Below are 19024 nucleotides of genomic sequence, written 5' to 3' on the forward strand. Positions count from 1 at the left end.
CTTCAATACTGACGCTGTAAACGTGCCGGCTTGCTAGGGGACAATAGAACAGTGTTTTACCGTCACCGCTGAGGGCAATGCCATCGCTGCCGGTGTGAATGTGCTTGGCCGGTTTGTTTGGATGCCGCACCATCATCGGTTGACCTTCGACTACGGGCAAAAAGCCGGGAATTGGTTTAGTTGAAGGATGATCGTTGAGTTTGCGCCAACTGTTTCCGGTGGCTAAATCTACGACAACAATGCCGTTAGCCCCTTCTTCCGATCAGTCAGTAATAAAGGCAATTCCATCCTCTCCCCAGCGCAAATCGACGCGCAGGTCATTCAAGGTAGAATTGGCTGAGGCGATGGATTCGGGAAACAGAATTTTCTTGACAATACGATCGCCCTCCAGGTCAATTCCCACCAGTTTCGGGCCGCCGGGGGGACTGAATTTTGCTTGATTTTTGCATGATCTAACAGCCAAAGGCGATCGCGCGCGTCGATGGTCATCCCTTGCACGCACAGCAACTTTTCTGAGGGCGAAGCTAAATCTAACTTGTGGATTTCTGCATTGGGATAGGGAACAGGATTGCCGTTTTTTCTAGCGGCTGTTTGAGTTCCGCAACGGTGAATTCTACATCGTCAACCAGCCGGGGATAGCTGATAAAAATTCGCCCTTGCTTCGATACCGCAACCCCGAGCGGCATGGCATCCTCGAATAGCGTTATTAGCCCTAAATTGCCAGCAGATTTGTCTGCCGGCAGTGAAGGCACAGCGGCCATAAATTTGGTTGCGGCTAAGTTCGCCATTGCACTAATCCTATTGAGAGTTTGAAAATTTTAAAGAAGCAGAAAATTTGAGGTTGATTGGTATCTAAAAAATCTCTGCCATCCTATTGCTATTTACAATAAAAAATGGGTGTGAAAGCTCCTCCTGTAGGCTGCAAGGAAAAATTCATTTCCTTCGCTGACAATCTCTTGGCGCTTGAGTCCGAGGTAACTGTCAAATCTCAGTTGTTTGCTGTCAATTGTTGAAAAAACTTGCACAGCCCGCAAAGAAGCCTGTTTTGTTTACCGAACTCTAAGTTTTCAGCAAGTGTTTTGGTTGAAAAACTGGGTTTTGCAGTACCAGTTCGCAATTTCTCTAGTTAATTGAGAAAGTAGCTTTTTTAGAGATTTTCATGGGTTCAAATTTACATTATTGATGTTTTGTTTATCTTGATCGCATGGATGAGATTTAATTTATATCAAAAGACTGATTAGTATTTGAGCCATCGTTGTTTAAGGATAAGAAGAACGTTAAAAATAATATAAAATATCAATGTCTGAAGTCATCAATATTTATGACGATCGCCTGAAATCGCTTTTGCGCCCTGATGCTTCACTCCAGAAGGTTGCCAGCGGCGCAGTTTGGAGCGAAGGCCCGGTTTATTTTCATGAAGATGATAGCGTGGAGCGACGCTCACGGCAATCGCTTGCTGCGCTGGAGTCCCCGCGAGGGAATGAGCGTTTTGCGCGACCCCTCCGACTATCAAAGCGGCAATTACCACGATCGCGAAGGTCGCCTTGTCTCGTGTTCGTCGGGTTTGCGGGCGATCGTCCGGCGCGAACACAGCGGCGAATGGCAGGTGTTGGTCGATCGCTACCGAGGATCGCGCCTCAACAGCCCCAATGACTTGGTAGTCAAGAGTGCGCGATCGCCTTTTGATTGCTGCTGGCACATCTTTATATGCGATCGATCTCAACACTCGCGGGTGTCAATAAAGCTGTTCTGGCAATCTGCAATAGACCACTCCCATAATTCTTGTGGAACAGGCAGGATGCCTATTTTTTACAAGCTTTTGGAACAGAAGTCTAATAGATGTTTAATGATGTCCTATTTAGAATATCTCAATCGACTGGAAATGACAAAATGATTTACAAATTTGCTCTGTGGCGATCGCGCTGCTGTTCGCTCAAGTTTCACCTCATCTACCAGAACTAAGTTTCAAACTGCTCAGTTCACTCAATCCTGTGTTTCCGACCGGCATTCTCGGCTGGGCACTTTTGTTGCTGAGAGTTGGTGTCGGCGGGCTATTTGTACTGCACGGCTACCCAAAAATAACACATCTTCGAGAGTGGTCTGATGCTATGAAAATGCCGCTGTTTCTGTGCTTTCTCTCAGCAGCTTCCATGTTGGCTGGCGGAGTTTGTCTGATTGTGGGATTTCTTACGCTATTAGCAAGTCTGCCGATTCTCGGTTCTATGCTATTCGCGATTTATTTAGATTTATCCAAAGGGTTGCCTTTTGTGGCTAGCGATCCCTATTTAATTCCCCAAGGGCAGTATGAAGGGCCAAATGGCAAGGGCGAACCGCCAAGCTGGGAGAAAGCTTTTATGTACTGTTTGATGCTGGTGGCGATCGCATTTTTAGGGCCTGGTGCTTATTCGCTGGATGCTCTCCTTTTTTAAGGGTAAATTATTCGCACTCCGCGAACTTCAAATATTAGCATTTCGCCCTGGCTCTAAGTAGATGAAACTGGAAAATATCTAATTCAGAAACGAGTGAAACAAACCAAATTTACGTCAGTTGTCAGTTGTTAGTTGCTAGTTGTGATCGCAATGCTCGCATCATTTGTAAAATTTATTGTATAACTCTTCTCCCTGCGTTAAGCGCAGCTATCCCGATCGTGAATCGCCCAAAAAGTTAGCGCCCAAACACTTGGTTTCAGTGCCAGCAGCCAAAAATTTGAACTCTACCACGAGGTAGATAGTACGAACAGCTCAATTTTTGGGATACTAGAAATTAGCACTCAACTTATCTGAGGAACAAACGTGCTGCTATCAAAAGGCTTTGAAGTAGAAATGTATACCGGCACGCCCGAAGGTGAGGTTGTCGGTCTGTCCGATCGCATAGTCGCCGATTTAGAGGGATTTGTCCGGGAGCCTGATAGCCGCAATGTGGAGTACACGACTGCCCCGCTGTGCAGCTACGATCGCCTGCTGTGCGCCCTAGTCAAGCCCAGAGTCCGGCTGCGCGAGTATCTCAAACAATTGGGCGACTATACCTTGCTCCCGGGAAGTACCCTATCTCTCGGCGGGAGCGATCGATTTTACCGCTCCGATCCCAACAACCCCTACCACACGTACATCGAGCAAACCTACGGCACCAAAGTCGTCACCGCCAGCATTCACATCAACATCGGCATCTCCCAACCAGAACTGCTGATGCGCGCCATCCGCCTCGCCCGCGTCGAAGCACCGCTTTACCTAGCCTTGAGCGCCTCTTCTCCGTTTCTCGACGGCGAAGTCACGGGCTACCATTCCACTCGCTGGGGCTTGTTTCCCAAAACTCCCGCCGTCGTCCCCCTGTTTGAAAGTCACAAGCATTACATCCAGTGGACTGAAGAACAGTTAGAACTCCGTACGATGCAAAATGTGCGCCATTTGTGGTCTGCTGTGCGCCCAAATGGCGATCGGCGCCCCTACTGTCTCAACCGCCTCGAACTCAGAATTTGCGACCTCGAAGTCAATCCTCTGGCTTTGTTGGCCATCACTGCCTTGCTAGAAGCTCGCATTTGGCAGATGATGGAAGACCCCTGTTTAGACCCTTTACAACTCAGCACCTTGCCGGCCGCCACCCGCAACCAAGACTTAGTTGCTCTGACAGACGCCAACGAAATTGCTGCATCCCGGCAAAGTTTAGATGCCGAACTCATCCACTGGCAAGATGGCAGAAAGATTTTGGCACGAGATTGGATTGAGGAAATTTACCAGGAGGTGTGGCCTCTTGCCAAGAAACGCGGCTTTAGCTGCTTTCTCTCGCCTCTCAAAAAAATTCTCCGAGAAGGTAACACCGCCCAGCAGTGGTTGAAGCTGCATGAGGGCGGTTTGGAAACCCGCAGTATTATTCTCCAAGGGATTGATGGCATGGCTCACCAAGAATGGGAGCTCGAAGACAATTTGTGCGCCCAGTTAGCAGCCTAAACAAACTGCCATTCCCGATCGCGGGGGCTTTGAGTCGCCCCCTGGCGGTGCGTACTCAGCCACAAATCCAAACAGCCTTAATCTTCGTGTGAAAAAAAACTTGCCAAGCGCTGCTCAAAAACAAATCAGAATATTTAATCAATGGCACTTCGCAGAGGTTATAAATAAAAGCTATATAGCGGTTCTCAAATAAGTGAGGTATGCACGCCCGGTCCAATGACCTGTTTGACCCATGCCCGCGAGAGCACCTCATGTCACGCTCGAAAGGCTATAACTTGTATCTACTTTTAGGTTTGTATTTCTACCTCGCCCGATAGCTGTATTTTGCGCTTTTAATGAGCTTCATGCCCCAACTTGTCTTAATTCACCCGCAAATCCCCCCAAATACTGGCAATATTGCCCGCACTTGCGCTGCCACAGGCACCCAACTGCATTTAGTGGGCCCCCTGGGCTTTGAAATTACCGATCGCTACCTGAAACGGGCTGGCTTAGATTACTGGCCCTACGTCAACCTCCACTATCACGAAGATTTGGCGGCTTTTCTGGCTTGTCGCCAACAACGAGGGGGGCGATCGATCGGATTCAGCACTGGCGGGCGGTGCAATTATGCCGAATTCCAATTTCAGCCCAGCGACTGGCTGATGTTTGGCTCGGAAACTGTCGGCATTCCCCAATTCGTCTTAGATGCCTGCGATGACACAGTTTTTATTCCCATGAGCCAGCCTGGAGTTAGGAGTTTGAACCTCTCTGTCAGCGCCGCTGTAGGTTTATTTGAGGCTAAACGACAGTTGGGCGAACTCGGATAAATCACGATCGACACCTACATACATATGTAGATATTTAATCGCTGCTGCACGCTGCAAAATCTCGCTTTAAATATAAGAAATTTGTATCAAAGCGGTGAAACTGTAGATAGCTCTGATTAATATGTTTTATTCATCCAAAAACATATTGTTATCACCAATACAAAATTACTGGGAAGATAATTGAGCCGCAAAAACACAGGATTTCAGGGGTTTAGGCCAGCAGGGATCGCGTGCTAGTGCCTGAAGGCTATCGATCTAGTAAATATACGGTTGTATGCTGTCCGGAAATTAGCATACAGTCTGATAATAGGTGAGAGTCGTGTCCTTACCCGAACCCAAATTTTATGTATTGTTCCAGCTATTGCGGCGTAAGGCTTTTGGGTGTATTTGCAGCAGGTTTGACCGAGAATTAAAAAATTAATCACCGTTCGAGCTTGTCTAAATTTAAAAAGCAAGGTAATCTTGCCTAAGCATGATAGCTGTCAACAATCAGAATATTTTTGGTTGTTGATTTAAATTCAGCGTCATGAGATAACCTTGAGTGTTTCCAAGGACAGTTAGCGCTTCTCAGTAGGAGGTCGTTTTTTTGAAACGAACATATCCCCAAATTAAGCCTGTTCAGGCTAGTGAAATCGACGGAGACGGTTCAGCAGAACCGTCCAAGCAGACAACGCTCAGCACTGGCAGAGTTCGCTCTCTCGCAACGCTAGGGCTGGCAATATCCGTAGGTGCTTCAGGCATCCTGCTGACGAGAAACGGAGACAGCGCTCGCGCGTCTGAACTCGCACCGACAGCAGAATCCGCCGCTCAAGTACAGCCAGTTTCGCCAAATGGACCCGCTACCTCGGCACAAGTTGACGGTTCGTGGGCCGAACAGGCAGGGGTTAAGGTTCAACAGGGACAGACCCTTTGGGACTTGTCTCGGAACTATGAAGAAGTTGAATCGAAGGCACTAGCAACTGTCAGCGGCATCAAACCCGATACCGTAATTGAAGTTGGCCGAGAACTCACAAGTCCGACCGATCCTGCTGCTGCACAACAAAACTCCGGCAATACTGCGTTGCTCGACCCCGAACAAAAGTTAAATTTGAGTGGCTCAGAGTCGTTGGATGGTGCAGCCAGATCGGGGCAGCCAACTTCAGCGACCGAGCTGGCGACGGGGATGCCGGCACAAAGCTCGATCGAATACCCGAACGCAGACGGGGTGATCGACAGTTTGAAAAAACAGGAAAACCGCACCACAGCATCAGGTCGGCCCCTGTTGGAGTCGGAAGCGGGAACAAATTCATCTACACCTGCTGTACCGAATCTGGCATCCCCGGACTATCCTACTCAGACAGCAATTCCAGACCTCGGTACCACACCTGTAATTCCCAATGCCGGGAGCGGTCAATCAGGCTCTGCCGATCGAACATTCGAGTCAATTGAACAGTCTCTGGTCACACCCGGTTTGCCTTCGGCTGTGGTAGTCCCCCCCGCAGGCAGCACCGCCGCGCCGGAAACGGTGATCTACAGCGTGCGTCCGGGAGATACGCTTCTGGCTATCGCCAAAGGTTACGGCGTATCCACCAAAGAGCTGATCTCCGCCAACAAGCTCGGCAATCCCAACTTGCTGAATGTAAATCAACGGCTGAAAATTCCCCAAGTTGAATCGAATAATCCAGCGGTGCAGGCGGCAGCCTCTTATGCGGCATCCAACTCTACATCTGTCAATTCGGCAGCTTCGGTTCCCGCATCTTTGAACCCCAGCTCGTCTGCCCCGGAAATAGCCGACGCAGGCGTTGGAACGCCCGCGCCAACAGTGCCGATTGTCTCTCCCCTGGCGAACTTGGAAGGCCTGAACAATATTTCAGCGCCAATGGTGCCCAAAATCAATAGCATTCCGCTAACTCAAATTTCTCAAACCATTAGCGACACCAAAAAGCTGGAGCTTCAAGGCGAACCAACATTTACAGGTGCCGTTGATACCAATGCCCTGCAGCAGCCAGCAAGTACAACTGCTACCGCCATCGCTACGGGAGAATACCCGCAGCCTGTCAGCTTTGTGCCGACTAGCCCCCAGGGTTTAAATACCTCTGGCCCTAGCGCTTTACCTGAGTCGAATTCGGAGGCTCTTCCTACGGGCGGCCCTGGTCTCAACCCTTATGCCGAACGCTTGAGGGCAGAAGTTGTCAGGCTGCGAGAAGAATATCGCGCCGAACGCAATTCGATCGGGGGAAATGCAGTGGCGCTGACTCCAACGGAACAGGAGACGACTTTCGCATCGGGCAACCCGTCTCAGGAACTCCCCAGCGTCAATCCTGACCTCTACACCCCCGAGTACGCTGGGGCGGTGCAGAACGAAATCAGCAGACCCCCTTCGAGAGCTTGGTCTGACGAGGTTAAGAAGCAGCAGCAAGAGCGTTTTGATCCAGCTCGCGCCGCCGAACTTCAACCGATCGACCTCACGCCGAACTCTACTCAGCAACCGCCTGTGGTGGCAACGGCTCCTTTTGGCTCCCAGGGTTACGACCCCCTGAGCAACCCGTCTTTGGGACGGATGGTTTCTCCAGAACTACCTCCGCTTTCGGGCGCTGATACTTATCTGCCTAACGGCAGCAAACAACCGTCGTCGGCTAACGGGTTTATTTGGCCGGCTAAGGGCGTTCTCACTTCTGGCTACGGTTGGCGGTGGGGACGGATGCACAAGGGAATTGATATTGCAGGACCGATCGGCACGCCAATTATGGCAGCCGAGGGCGGGGTGGTGACCTATGCAGAGTGGAACGACGGCGGCTACGGCTATCTGGTGGAAATTACTCATCCAGACGGCTCAGAAACGGTCTACGCCCACAACAGCCGAATTTTGGTGCAAAAGGGTCAAAGAGTCGATCGAGGCGAACAGATTTCAGAAATGGGCAGCACCGGCTTCAGTACCGGGCCGCACTTGCACTTTGAAGTCCATCCCGCCGGACAGGGTGCCGTCAATCCCATGGCTTTTCTGCCCGACGATGCGTCCCGCGCTTCTCGCTAACGACTGGTCAGAAGTTATGGGTTTTGAATGATTATCAAAACTCATAACTTTTACTAGAAGTCATGATAAATTATGTTGAATACCCAGCCGACATAGCTCGCCATACCGTGCTACAATAGTAAATCGTGAAGTGAATTTGGCTCAGTGGCGCAGTGGTTAGCGCAGGGGACTCATAAGCCCAAGGTCGCAGGTTCAAATCCCGCCTGAGCCATCATTTGATCAAATAAACCGCGCTCTCAAAATTGAGAGCGTGTTTTTTTGATTTTTTTAGAAGATACTTGTAGTCGTTACGAGTATGATATATTTGTAACAGTTCGTAAAATTCGTAAAAAAGGAAACAAAATTTATGACGAGTGAATGCCTCCGGGTTGGTCAACCTGCACCCGATTTCGCAGCAACAGCCGTTGTGGATCAGGAATTCAAAACAGTTAAACTGTCAGACTATAAAGGCAAAAAGTATGTAGTTTTGTTCTTCTACCCTTTGGACTTCACCTTTGTCTGCCCGACTGAGATTACAGCATTTAGCGATCGCCACGACGACTTCAAAAACATCGATACCGAAATCCTCGGCGTATCCGTTGACAGCGAATTCTCTCACCTGGCTTGGATACAAACAGACCGCAAATCAGGCGGCGTCGGCGACCTCAACTATCCCTTAGTTGCTGACATCAAAAAAACAATTAGTTCCGACTACAGCGTCCTCGACCCAGAAGCCGGCATTGCCCTCAGAGGTCTGTTCATTATCGACAAAGAAGGCATCATCCAACACTCTACTATCAACAATCTTGCCTTCGGCCGCAACGTGGACGAAACCCTCCGCACGCTGCAAGCTATTCAACACGTCCAGTCTCACCCCGATGAAGTTTGTCCCGCAGGCTGGCAGCCCGGTGACAAAACCATGACTCCAGATCCGGTCAAGTCTAAGGTTTTCTTTGCTGCTGTCTAACTCGATCGTTTTGAGTTGTAGGGGCGGCGCCTGTGAGTGCCCGCCCTCGAAACTTTCGGTGCAATGCCCAATTCCCCATTCCCCATTCCCAAATTAGGAAATATGCTGACTTCTACTGATTTTAGCGGCTTGTTAAATCAGCGGTTTTTCCAAAACTTATTGCCGGTGCCGGCGACTAATTCACTGACGCTGGGACACAGGACGCCAGATTTTGAACTGCCGGATATTAATAATGGCAAATTGGTGCGGCTGTCGAATTATCGGGGCGATAAGCCGGTAATTCTGGCTTTTACCCGAATTTTTACTGAAAAGCAATATTGCCCCTTTTGTTTTCCTCACATTAAAGCTTTGAATGAAAGTTGGGAACAGTTTGCCGATCGCAATATAGAATTATTGATGGTTACAAGTACCGACGATCGCCAAAGCCAAATTGTGGTTAGAGATTTAGGCTTGAAAATGCCTCTACTGTGCGATCCGGGCGTAAAAGTGTTTCGGGCTTATAAAACCGGTCAAGCTTTGGGTGCTCCTTTGCCCGCTCAGTTTGTTTTGGATGAAAATGGCAAACTATTATTTAAGCATTTGTTTTCTTTCATTGACCACAATGCTAGCGTGCAAACTTTGCTGAAAGCTGTCGATAAGTAAAACAACAAACAAAAGTGTCTTGTTTTAATTGGGAGCTTTTAACCGCAGGTGCACGCAGATGTACGCCGATAGTTGGGATTGTTTAACCGATGCTCGCGGCTAATATAACGCGAGTTCGACGAGCTGGAATAATTTCACTGGGTGATATCGTTTCCGGTTGCATCGTCAGGTGATTTAACCGGACCTATAACACAGAGAACACAGAGAACACAGAGAGAAATGAATACAGGACGATGAAGAGAGGAATTGATCTGATAAGCTGTCGGAAAAATAAACATTGTATGTTCAGGGCCCGCTATCAGCCCACCCCACAATTGTTTTATTGTTTTTTGACATATTGTTTAAATGTAAAACAGCTTAATTGTCAACGCTGGGTACTTTTCGCGTTTATTTAGCATAAACCAGTTCGCCCATAACATAGGTTGCACAAATTGTTCGGTCGTCGCCTAACACGATCGTACTGAATAGCAGCTCGCCTAATTCTTCTATTGTCGTTGGCACAATCTGCTGATTCTTTTGCTCATTCCTAAATGCCATAACTGGAGTTGCTCGCGGATCGAGTACCACAAAATCTGCTTCTTTACCCACATCAAAATTGCCGATTTTATCTTCCAGCTCGATCGCTCTTGCTCCACCTAGTGTTGCCAGGAACATTGCTTGAAACGGTGACAGCTTTTGCTGCCGAAGTTGAGCCACTTTGTAAGCTTCACTGGCAGTTTGCAACAATGAGAAACTTGTTCCAGCTCCGACATCGGTGGCTAAACCAACCTTAATTGGTGCCTGCTCGGCGGTTGCCCGTTCGAGATTAAACAATCCGCTACCCAAGAACAAATTAGAAGTCGGACAGAATGCAATGGTGGCTTTTGTCTCGGCAAGTCGATCGAATTCAGCATCGGTTAATTGAACGCAATGGGCAAAAATCGATCGCTCTCCCACCAAGCCAAATCGATCGTAAACATCCAGATAACCCTGACTGTCTGGAAACAGTTTTTGCACCCATTCCACTTCCTTCATGTTCTCAGACAGATGCGTGTGCAAATAAGTACCAGGAAATTCGTTTAAAAGCTGGCGGGCTGCGGTTAGCTGTTGGGGGGTTGAAGTTGGTGCGAATCGGGGCGTGACGGCATAGAGCAAGCGATTTTTGCAGTGCCATTTTTCGATTAGCGCTCTGCTGTCGCAGTAAGACGACTCGGCTGTATCGCACAGAAAATCGGGAGCATTGCGATCCATCATCACCTTACCTGCGATCACGCGCATATTTCTGCGATCGCATTCCTCAAACAGTGCATCTACTGATTCTGGAAACACAGCTCCTAGTACGACGGCGGTTGTCGTACCGTTGCGTAACAGTTGGTCGATAAAAATTGGCGCAACCAGATCGCAATAGGCTTTATCTTTGAATTTATGCTCGGTTGGAAAGATATATTTCTCTAGCCATTCTAAGAGTTGTTCTCCATAGGCGGCAATAATTCCGGTTTGAGGAAAATGAATGTGCAGATCGATGAATCCAGGCAAGAGGAGGCGATCGGGATAAGACTCGATCGCAATCCCAGCATACTGCTCTTTTAGTGACTCGTAATCACCCAGCTCTTTCACCTTGCCTTTTTCCAAAACCAGCAATCCGTCTGGAAGATAGCGAACACTCTCTGATTCTGACACGTAGAACGGATCGCCAACAAAATCTAAAATTGCACTGCGAAACGCTTTCAAAGTCATCTTCCCGAGCTCCTTTTACTAATGGAATTTCACTGTCATAAAAATGAATCGAGCAATGAACATCAAAGTTTAAATTTTCAATGGTTTCTCAGCAACCCGCTACCCATTCGTTCTGCGGATTAAGTCTGTGGCTGCTATTGAATTCACAACCAGGATATATCCCAATACCGTTGGGTTAAGGCTAAAACTCAACAAATTTATGTAGGTTGGGCCCGAGGGAGCGTATTGGCATATATCCGAGCGTCATGAAGGTTGTCACGCCAGCCAAAATCTTAGTTCTGAAATTGGTGCGGCAGAAATTAAACTTAAACTAATTGGCAAGCAAAACTTGCCAACTCCTATATACCTGTTGGAACCGTACCTCAACTTCTGTTTTGTTCGTAGAAAGCTCCTACAAGAATAGTTTGAATATCGAGTCGAGGTAACTAAGCTGCAAACGATGGACTTAATCCCAAAGCTGCGAGTTTTTTCCGGTAGGTAATCGAACTTTTATCTCCTGCAATATGTACTTCATCTTGAAGACGGATCGGCAAGTCTTCAGGATATTGTTGTTCGATGATTGCTTTGTCTTCTGCAAAAACTCGATCGTTAAAGTCAAGCGTGTCTTGCAAGGGAGCATCTTTATCAAAGTTGCGGCAGATTGGTACAAACAGGCGAGTTTTGCGGGCAGAAACCGGACAAGCAGCATTGAGAATATGCAGTTGACCGTTAGGAAAGGTGACAGATAGCTTGGCGGTAAACGGTAGCCACAGTTCAAATAGCCGTCTCCACTTAAACCCTGACGGATTGAGATGTTTCATGTGGTGCGGATAATTGCTGACTGTGCTAACGTAATCGGCGCGAAATCCATACGGCAACACTTCAACGGGGTAATCGGGCACTTCGGGGTTGTGCCGCTCTCCAAAGGAATCAGCGTGAATAAAGGCAAAATGACTCACATCAAGAAAGCCTTCGACTTGCCTTCCTGATGCGGCATTAATATCGACATAATTCGGCAGCACCTGTATGTAGTCTGGATCGTCCCATTCTTTGAAATCGGGGAAGTGAATATCTCCGCTGTCTGCAAGGCGAACCCAGACTAAGCCATAGCGCTCGATCGTCGGATAAGTTTTGAGTTTCAGCCTGGGTGGAATGGCGGCAACAGGCTCAGCCGGGATACAAACGCATTGCCCAGCTTTGTTGTATCGCACTCCGTGATAGCGACAGATTAGCTCATCGTTTTCTATCGAACCCAAGCTGAGCGGCACGCCTCGATGCAAGCAGAGATCGCGAGCTGCGGTAACTGAACCATCTGAGACCCGAAACAAGACAAGTCGCTCATCCAGCAGTTGGGCGGCGTAAGGCCGATCGACAATATCGTGAGAGAACGCTACAGGATACCAGAATGCGGCAAGTATTTTCCAGTCTGATTCATTGAAAGTACAATGACGGGGAAGTTTTTCAGTAATTATCATTAATAAGTTCTTTCAAGAGCGAATTACTTATCTATGAAATCTACAGGATCTACTTCTGGTTTTTTGTATTGAATTGAACAGTACACAGTGAAAAAATGTATTTTGAACTAAACTGGTTAATCGAGATTTTGGTCGTTTCTGACTGCCCAGTCGTGGGATTACTGTTTGATTGAGTCAGTTGATGTCCGGTCAATCACCTATAACATAAATCAATATAAATTATTAGACCTCTTGCAAAAAAAATCTATGCTATAATAGAAAATTTTCAATTTAATCCCCCTAGAGCTAACTCATAATTATAAATTGCTGATAACAAATTACAACGCAGACCATAACGGCGGCGACGATTCCGATAACGACTCGACAAGATTTTAAAAATTTTGAGACTCCGGTTAACGTGTTCAATAACAATTCTTTCTTGTGCTAGAGCTCGATTGTAGTCTTTTTCTAAGAGAGAAAGTTTCCCATTTTTAGGTTTCTTTCTAGGAATATAACTATTGGAATGATAATCTTTTATGCCTTGATACCCACTATCTTGTAAGCTATCTGTTTCGGGATGAAAATGGATTTTACTTTTTTTAAATAAGCTAAAATCGTGGCAATGTCCTTGCCCAAAAGCAGTGCAAATAATTGCTCCTGTCTCTTGATTAATGACCTATTGAGTTTTGAGGGTATGACATTTCTTCTTGCCTGAATAATATTTCTTCTGCTTTTTTTTGGGTCGTTCAATAGCTGTTTCTGTGACATCGATCGCCACGACTGCTGGATAATCAGAGTTTTTGAGTAATGCTTTTTTCCCAGGAAGACGGAATTTTCCAGTTTTCATTAAAGTTGATTCGATGTCAATTACAATTCGGCTTCGGGTTGATTCAGATACTCCCCAATTTGTCGCAATATGAAAATAGATCTATTTCAAAATAATTTTATGATATAATGAAAAGTTTTGCTGAAAGTTGATTGAATACCAACTGTTAACTTATTTTCACTCTTGTCTTGTTATCAACAGAATAAAATGCTATAAAGTGCTGTTGTCGTTACAAAACGAGTAAATCATGAAAAATCAATTTTATCTAAACTTAAAACCCGATCAATTTCAACGTAGATTTGGTGTCAAGATTGAAACCTTGAATGCAATGGTTAGCGCATTGGAAAATTTTAAGTCAGAAAATCAGAAAGACAAAAGAGGGCGTCGCACCATCCTAACTCTCTCTGAACAGGTCTTAGGATCCTTAGAATATTGGAGATAGTATCGAACATATTTTCATATTGGGACAACTTGGGGAGTATCTGAATCAACAATTTGCCGAATTGTAACTGATATTGAATCTACTTTAATGAAAACAGGAAAGTTCCGTATTCCCGGGAAAAAGGCATTACTCAAAGACTCTGATTATCCAGAATTCGTGGTGATGGATGTCACAGAAACAACTATTGAACGACAAAAAAAAACAGAAGAGATATTACTCAGGCAAGAAAAAGTGTCATACTCTCAAAACTCAATTGGTAATTAATCAAGAAACAAAAGAAATTATTTGCACTGCTTTTGTACCAGGGCATTGCCACGACTTTAACTTGTTTAAAAAAAAGTAAAGTTCATTTTCATTCCGAAACAAATAGCTTACAAGATAGTGGCTATCAAGGGATAAAGGACTGTCACACTAATAGTTATATCCCTAGAAAAAAGCCTAAAAATGGCAAACTATCTCAAATAGAAAAAGACTACAATCTAGTCTTAGCACAGGAGCGAATTGTTATTGAACACGTTAATCGAAGTCTCAAAATTTTTAAAATATTGTCGAGTCGTTATCGGAATCGCCGTCGCCGTTATGGTCTACGTTGTAATTTGTTGTCAGCCATTTACAATTATGAGTTAGCTCTAGCCGATTAAAATTAAAACTTCTGATTATAACATATATCTTTTTTGCAAGAGGTCTAAACTATAACCACAAACGAGTTTGAAAACAGGCACTAGGCTCTTACCATCAAATTCCGACTTTTTATGACTTTTTCTTGTTTGCGGAAATTGCTAAATTTATGCAAATGTTTCTCTACCAATGAATTTGCCGTCGATCAAGCGAAAAAACAAAAACTTCTGACTTTTCACGTTTTTTTATTGTTGTGGCATAAGAGTAAGCAATATAACATTTAACTGTTGACTGAATGATGAAATCAAGGGCTTAACAATGCAATGGTTGGTTACTCTTCCACAAGAAGATGAATCTAAATTGTGGCAAGAAATGGCATCAATAATCACTTGGGCAACCGTATCTATTACCTAAAGCTTCAAAATATCCGATTGCTAAAAAGTTGTGCATTTCAACAATTTTAATTTTAATAAAACTGTTTAAATGAGTAGTTTAAAGCAATTACCAAGTTAAAAGTTTGATACTCAAATCTTACCACTAAGCCATTGTTGACAAGAAAACTTCACTCGATACTCACGTATCCAGGATCTACTTTGATGCAACAAACACTTATCACAAAAAGTTTCAACGCTAAAGCTTACAATACTGAACTCTTTCCTATCCCAGATGTCCTGACTGTTCAAGGGCAGCGGTGTCTGAATGGGACGGTTTCGATTGAGGGTAACAAAGTGTCTTCTGTCACCATGATTGCGGCGTCGTTGCTCACTAACGATCCTGTCATTTTGGAGCAATCCCCGGATATGCTGGATCATCTGGTGCTTTGTAAGTGTTTAGCACAAATGGGCGCTTATGTGAATTATACGGAAAAGACATTACACCTTGCATGTCGCCAAGTCCATCCAGAGAATTCACTGCCTGTCGAGACATTCAACTCGGTACACGGAACCCTCTACTTGCTGCCAACACTCCTAGTGCGTCATGGCTGGGTACGCCTACCCAGGAATCAAGGCGGGTGCAAAATCGGCCTGCGTCCCGTAGAGCCTATGGCTGAAGTTTTGCGGATGCTAGGTGCCAAAGTTGTTTTAGGAGAAACGATCGAAGCATCTGTCCCAGCCAGCGGACTGAAAGGTTGCCATATTCAACTCAAATCGCGCTATGGACTGAAAAATAACAAATTTATCTCTAGTGCTACGAAAACGGCATTATTAGCAGGTGTCTTGGCTAGTGGCGAGACGGTGATTGAAGGTGCTTACTGGGGGCGCTCCATCATAGATCTCTGTTCTTTTCTGCGATCGATGGGAGCACAAATTGAGGGTGAAGGAACGCGCTATATTCGCATTCAAGGTGTTCCATCCCTCCACGGAACCCATTTCACTGTACCGAGTGACCCCCAGGTGTTGAGTACCTACATCGGTGCTGTGGCTATTACAGGTGGGCGAGTTCACTTTCAGCAGGCATCGCTTGCAGGCATGGATATTGAGGTAGCTGCTTTTCGCTCTATGGGAGTCAGCATAGAAGAGAATGCCGACACTGTAGTCGTTACATCTAAAGGTCGTCTTCAGCCCGCCACATTGACGACTGAGACACTTCCCACCGATATGGGTCCTGTCTTTGCCGTGCTGATGTCGCTAGCGGAGGGGCATAGCAGTTTGGAAGAGGTGATTTGGGAGGATCGCTTTGGCTACGCCTCTGAGTTGAGGCGCATGGGTGGGCTGAACAATCAACGTGAAAGGACACTCTATTGCAATGGAGTTCCCACATTATCTGCTGCCAACGTTAATGCGCCCGATCTGCGATCGGCAGCAGCCTTAGTCTTGGCAGGGCTGGCTGCTCAGGGGACAACCCTGGTAGCTGGCACAAGCCACTTGGCTCGGGGTTATGAGGCTTTACCACAAAAACTCAATGCTTTGGGTGCAAACATTCAACCTATTTTTGGAGGTCTAGCATGAAAGTTCTCGTAATGTGGCCGCCAAATATTCCTACGTATTTTAACGCTGGACATCACAATACCCTTTGGGAAACCAGTAACTATCTACGGAGACTGTCCTGTGTTTCAGAACTGCGGACTGTTGATGCTGGAGTTCTCAACTGGACTTGGGCAGCAGTAGCGCGAGAACTGATCCGAGAGCCTGATGTTCTAGCCATTCACAATGAGTTTGATACGATTCAGGGGATAAAAACGCTCATCGCCTACTGTCGCGAAATTTCACCTGGAACCCGCATCATTACATTTGGTCGGGCTAGTAGTAGCATTCCTGGATTTTTTCAGCGTTATGGACTCGATGCAATCGTAGCGTCTGGCGATTGGGAAGCAGGAATTGCACAATTCGTTGAGTGGTTATCAGGTTTACGTCAGCGACAGGCTATCACGGGATTGCTCCTACGCACCACCAATTCTGAGGAAGGTTACATTAACACGGGACAAGGCGTTTACTTGCCAGCCGAAGAGTGGGCGTTTCCCGATCCGCAGGAGGTTCCTTGGCATCAATACAACCGTCTCTATCAGGATGCCACTTTAGAGTTCAGTGGGTTGTCAGGGCGGCGTGAATTACCGATCACAATCTCACGTGGTTGTCCGATGGGCTGTTCTTACTGCTTGGTACCGCCAGCACAAGGATTGAAAGAGCGTCGCCGGAGCGTGGCTTCAATATTGGCTTATGCCGATCGAGCTCGACAGTTCTATGAGTTTGACTATATCTCAACTTACTCTCCCACTTTTACGCTCAGGCGCGATTGGGTCTTAGACTTTGCTAAAGCTGTTGAAACCCATCCTGCTAAATACGCTTGGAAGACTTGTACAACACTTCATCATCTAGACGAAGCCCTGGTTGATGCGATGGCGCGCTCGCGTTGTCTGCGAATTAGTGTTGGATTAGAAACTTTAGATCCAGGGGCTATTGCACTCTTGCCGAAAGCAAAGCGCACAACTGAAAATCACCTGCGAGAGGTTTCGCGTTGGTGTCGCGAACGTGGGGTTGAATTGAATTGTTTTGTCATGTTGGGGATGCCAGGTCAAACCCAAGAAGGTGTTGCATATACCTTTAAACTTGTGCGGGAAGTTGGTGCTCGTCTGCGGCCTACGGCATATACTCCATATCATGAACTTCGGGCTGACATGGATGAAGAAACATTCTTGTCACAGTGTCGGCAAATCGTTAGCAGTGAGGTGGTTGAGGGCTTAAGCCGCCGTGACTTTTACCGCCTTGAATTTGGCGATCGAGAAACTGTGCTTTCCGAGTTAGTTCTTGCTGGCACAACCTGAATTGAGGTTTAAGACGACTTTCTATCTCGTTTTATGCCCTTTGGAATTTGAAGTCATTCGAGCGTGGGAATCAAGCTAGTTCCCACGCAATTGCATCAATCACTTCAAGCCTTGAAGAGGTGGCAAAACCTTCACCCTTATTTCAGAACTGCGTTTCCCTATGAGCTACCGCTTATGTCTAAAGTAGACTACTCAAAATTTTGCCCACTCTTGCAGCGACAATTCTCCAATCAAGGGAAAGGCGTAATGCTGGTTTTGCTGGCTTCTGTCATGTTGTCACTGCAAAACGTCGTTGCCAGAGTGATCTTGAGCGAGCAATATCTCTTCGGACACTTCCGGGTTGGAGGATGGATTGCTCCCACTCTAGGAAACTCGCTTCTCGTTCTTGTGATGCGGATGTTGCTGATGGTTCCTCTATTAGCTTTTTTCGTAGGACCACAGCTTTACCCTCCTCTCTGGCTGGATTTAATGCAATTAATACAGGTAAAACAGCGCGGTTTGCTGAGTCGGATTATCGGTAGTGGGCTATTTTTATTTGTGTCTCAATGCTTTATGTATATTGCAATTGGCAATATACCAGCAGGTATTGCAATCACCGTGTTTTTTATCTATCCCACAGTTATCATGCTGCTAAGTTGGCTTCTGTTTGGTGAGCGTCCCACCTGTGTTTTAGGTTTGGGAATGCTTGTTCTATATTTAGGGTGTTTCCTATCAATTCCAGCTCCTGAGAGTTTAAAATCTGCCAATTTTTTGCTTGGTGTAGGAACAGCCATGGCAGCAGGAATAGCCTTTTCATTCAACGTTATTTTAACTCAAATTTGCTCTCAAAAATTTAATTTTCACCCTGTTCCGTTTAGTTTAATTAACATTTTAACAACTCTTGTTTTGTCTGGTTTTAGCATTGCTGTTTTTAACTATGTTCCTTTTTTCAAATTATTAAAAATCGCTAGGTTTAGTGTTGAACCTAGTGTGTGGCTTTCGTTGTGGAGCAGTGTTTTAGTTTTAGCGTTGGTTACGGTTGCTGGATATTTGCTCAATAACTACGGTATTTTTCTTGTTGGTGCTTCTTTGTCATCGATAATTGGATCTACAGGACCTATTTTTACTTCTACTCTTGCTTGGCTTTTTCTTGGAGAGTCATTGGGAAGCCATCAAATAGTTGGGATGTTAATTGTATCGCTTTCAGTCGCTGCAATTAGCTTTCATAAAAATAAACTTCAAGCTATAAAAAATAATTCAACTTGACTATCTAAGTAAAAAGGAGTTTGAAAAAAGATGGTCTGCTCTAGCATTTAAGGTAACTTTAACCTAAAGATTTTAGTTATTTTTTGAGCTATCGTATTGAAAAATGTACACATTTAGGTTTTTAGGAGGAT

At 45.9% G+C, this 19024-nt stretch carries 13 protein-coding genes, 1 tRNA gene and 3 pseudogenes; 12 read left to right on the plus strand and 5 right to left on the minus strand.

Features of this window, described 5'->3' with window-relative positions:
* Both IQ270_RS31070 and IQ270_RS14745 read right to left on the minus strand, forming a co-directional pair.
* Positions 1 to 502, minus strand: a pseudogene (locus IQ270_RS31070) (L-dopachrome tautomerase-related protein); the annotation flags it as partial.
* 28 nt (positions 503 to 530) lie between these two features.
* On the minus strand, positions 531 to 788 hold the full coding sequence (locus IQ270_RS14745) for a hypothetical protein (RefSeq protein ID WP_193973934.1): 258 nt from the start codon (positions 786 to 788) through the stop codon (positions 531 to 533).
* 626 nt (positions 789 to 1414) lie between these two features.
* Here IQ270_RS14745 and IQ270_RS31075 point away from each other — a divergent pair.
* The 8 genes from IQ270_RS31075 (at position 1415) to IQ270_RS14785 (ending at position 9351) form a co-directional block, all read left to right on the plus strand.
* On the plus strand, positions 1415 to 1894 hold the full coding sequence (locus tag IQ270_RS31075) for an SMP-30/gluconolactonase/LRE family protein (protein ID WP_228056376.1): 480 nt from the start codon (positions 1415 to 1417) through the stop codon (positions 1892 to 1894).
* Between the two features lie 16 nt (positions 1895 to 1910).
* A complete protein-coding gene (locus IQ270_RS14755; RefSeq protein WP_339384173.1) occupies positions 1911 to 2429 on the plus strand; it encodes a DoxX family protein in 519 nt (172 codons plus the stop codon).
* Positions 2430 to 2792: 363 nt separating this feature from the next.
* Positions 2793 to 3944, plus strand: a complete 1152-nt coding sequence (gshA, locus tag IQ270_RS14760; RefSeq protein WP_193973935.1) for a glutamate--cysteine ligase — start codon at positions 2793 to 2795, stop codon at positions 3942 to 3944.
* 344 nt (positions 3945 to 4288) lie between these two features.
* Positions 4289 to 4750, plus strand: a complete 462-nt coding sequence (locus IQ270_RS14765) for a tRNA (cytidine(34)-2'-O)-methyltransferase (protein ID WP_193973947.1) — start codon at positions 4289 to 4291, stop codon at positions 4748 to 4750.
* Positions 4751 to 5336: 586 nt separating this feature from the next.
* Positions 5337 to 7763 carry a peptidoglycan DD-metalloendopeptidase family protein gene (locus IQ270_RS14770; protein ID WP_193973936.1) on the plus strand — a complete coding sequence of 809 codons (2427 nt, stop codon included), beginning with the start codon at positions 5337 to 5339 and terminating at the stop codon, positions 7761 to 7763.
* 138 nt (positions 7764 to 7901) lie between these two features.
* Positions 7902 to 7974, plus strand: a tRNA-Met gene (locus IQ270_RS14775).
* Positions 7975 to 8109: 135 nt separating this feature from the next.
* Positions 8110 to 8709 (plus strand): peroxiredoxin, encoded by a 600-nt coding sequence (locus tag IQ270_RS14780; protein ID WP_193973937.1) that lies wholly within the window; start codon positions 8110 to 8112, stop codon positions 8707 to 8709.
* Positions 8710 to 8811: 102 nt separating this feature from the next.
* On the plus strand, positions 8812 to 9351 hold the full coding sequence (locus tag IQ270_RS14785; protein WP_193973948.1) for a peroxiredoxin: 540 nt from the start codon (positions 8812 to 8814) through the stop codon (positions 9349 to 9351).
* A gap of 387 nt (positions 9352 to 9738) precedes the next feature.
* Here the strand turns inward: IQ270_RS14785 and guaD are convergent, their stop codons facing one another.
* From guaD to IQ270_RS14800, 3 genes and pseudogenes are all read right to left on the minus strand, one after another.
* The gene (gene guaD, locus IQ270_RS14790) at positions 9739 to 11067 is read right to left on the minus strand and encodes a guanine deaminase (protein WP_193973938.1); all 1329 of its coding nucleotides are present in this window, start codon (positions 11065 to 11067) and stop codon (positions 9739 to 9741) included.
* 425 nt (positions 11068 to 11492) lie between these two features.
* The gene (locus IQ270_RS14795) at positions 11493 to 12521 is read right to left on the minus strand and encodes an aromatic ring-hydroxylating dioxygenase subunit alpha (RefSeq protein WP_193973939.1); all 1029 of its coding nucleotides are present in this window, start codon (positions 12519 to 12521) and stop codon (positions 11493 to 11495) included.
* A 265-nt stretch (positions 12522 to 12786) separates the two neighbouring features.
* A pseudogene (locus IQ270_RS14800) lies at positions 12787 to 13425 on the minus strand (IS5 family transposase); the annotation flags it as partial.
* A gap of 148 nt (positions 13426 to 13573) precedes the next feature.
* On the opposite strand from IQ270_RS14800, the pseudogene IQ270_RS14805 reads away from it, so the two are divergent.
* The 4 genes and pseudogenes from IQ270_RS14805 (at position 13574) to IQ270_RS14820 (ending at position 18893) form a co-directional block, all read left to right on the plus strand.
* Positions 13574 to 14409, plus strand: a pseudogene (locus tag IQ270_RS14805) (IS5 family transposase).
* A 573-nt stretch (positions 14410 to 14982) separates the two neighbouring features.
* Positions 14983 to 16335: a UDP-N-acetylglucosamine 1-carboxyvinyltransferase gene (locus tag IQ270_RS14810; protein WP_193973940.1), complete on the plus strand. Its 1353-nt coding sequence runs from the start codon at positions 14983 to 14985 to the stop codon at positions 16333 to 16335.
* On the plus strand, positions 16332 to 17648 hold the full coding sequence (locus tag IQ270_RS14815; protein ID WP_193973941.1) for a radical SAM protein: 1317 nt from the start codon (positions 16332 to 16334) through the stop codon (positions 17646 to 17648). The genes IQ270_RS14810 and IQ270_RS14815 overlap by 4 nt, the downstream gene beginning before the upstream one ends.
* A gap of 174 nt (positions 17649 to 17822) precedes the next feature.
* Positions 17823 to 18893 (plus strand): DMT family transporter, encoded by a 1071-nt coding sequence (locus IQ270_RS14820; RefSeq protein WP_193973942.1) that lies wholly within the window; start codon positions 17823 to 17825, stop codon positions 18891 to 18893.
* The last annotated feature ends 131 nt before the right edge of the window (positions 18894 to 19024 follow it).

This window comes from Microcoleus sp. LEGE 07076, from assembly GCF_015207455.1.
GTDB lineage: Bacteria > Cyanobacteriota > Cyanobacteriia > Cyanobacteriales > Microcoleaceae > Microcoleus.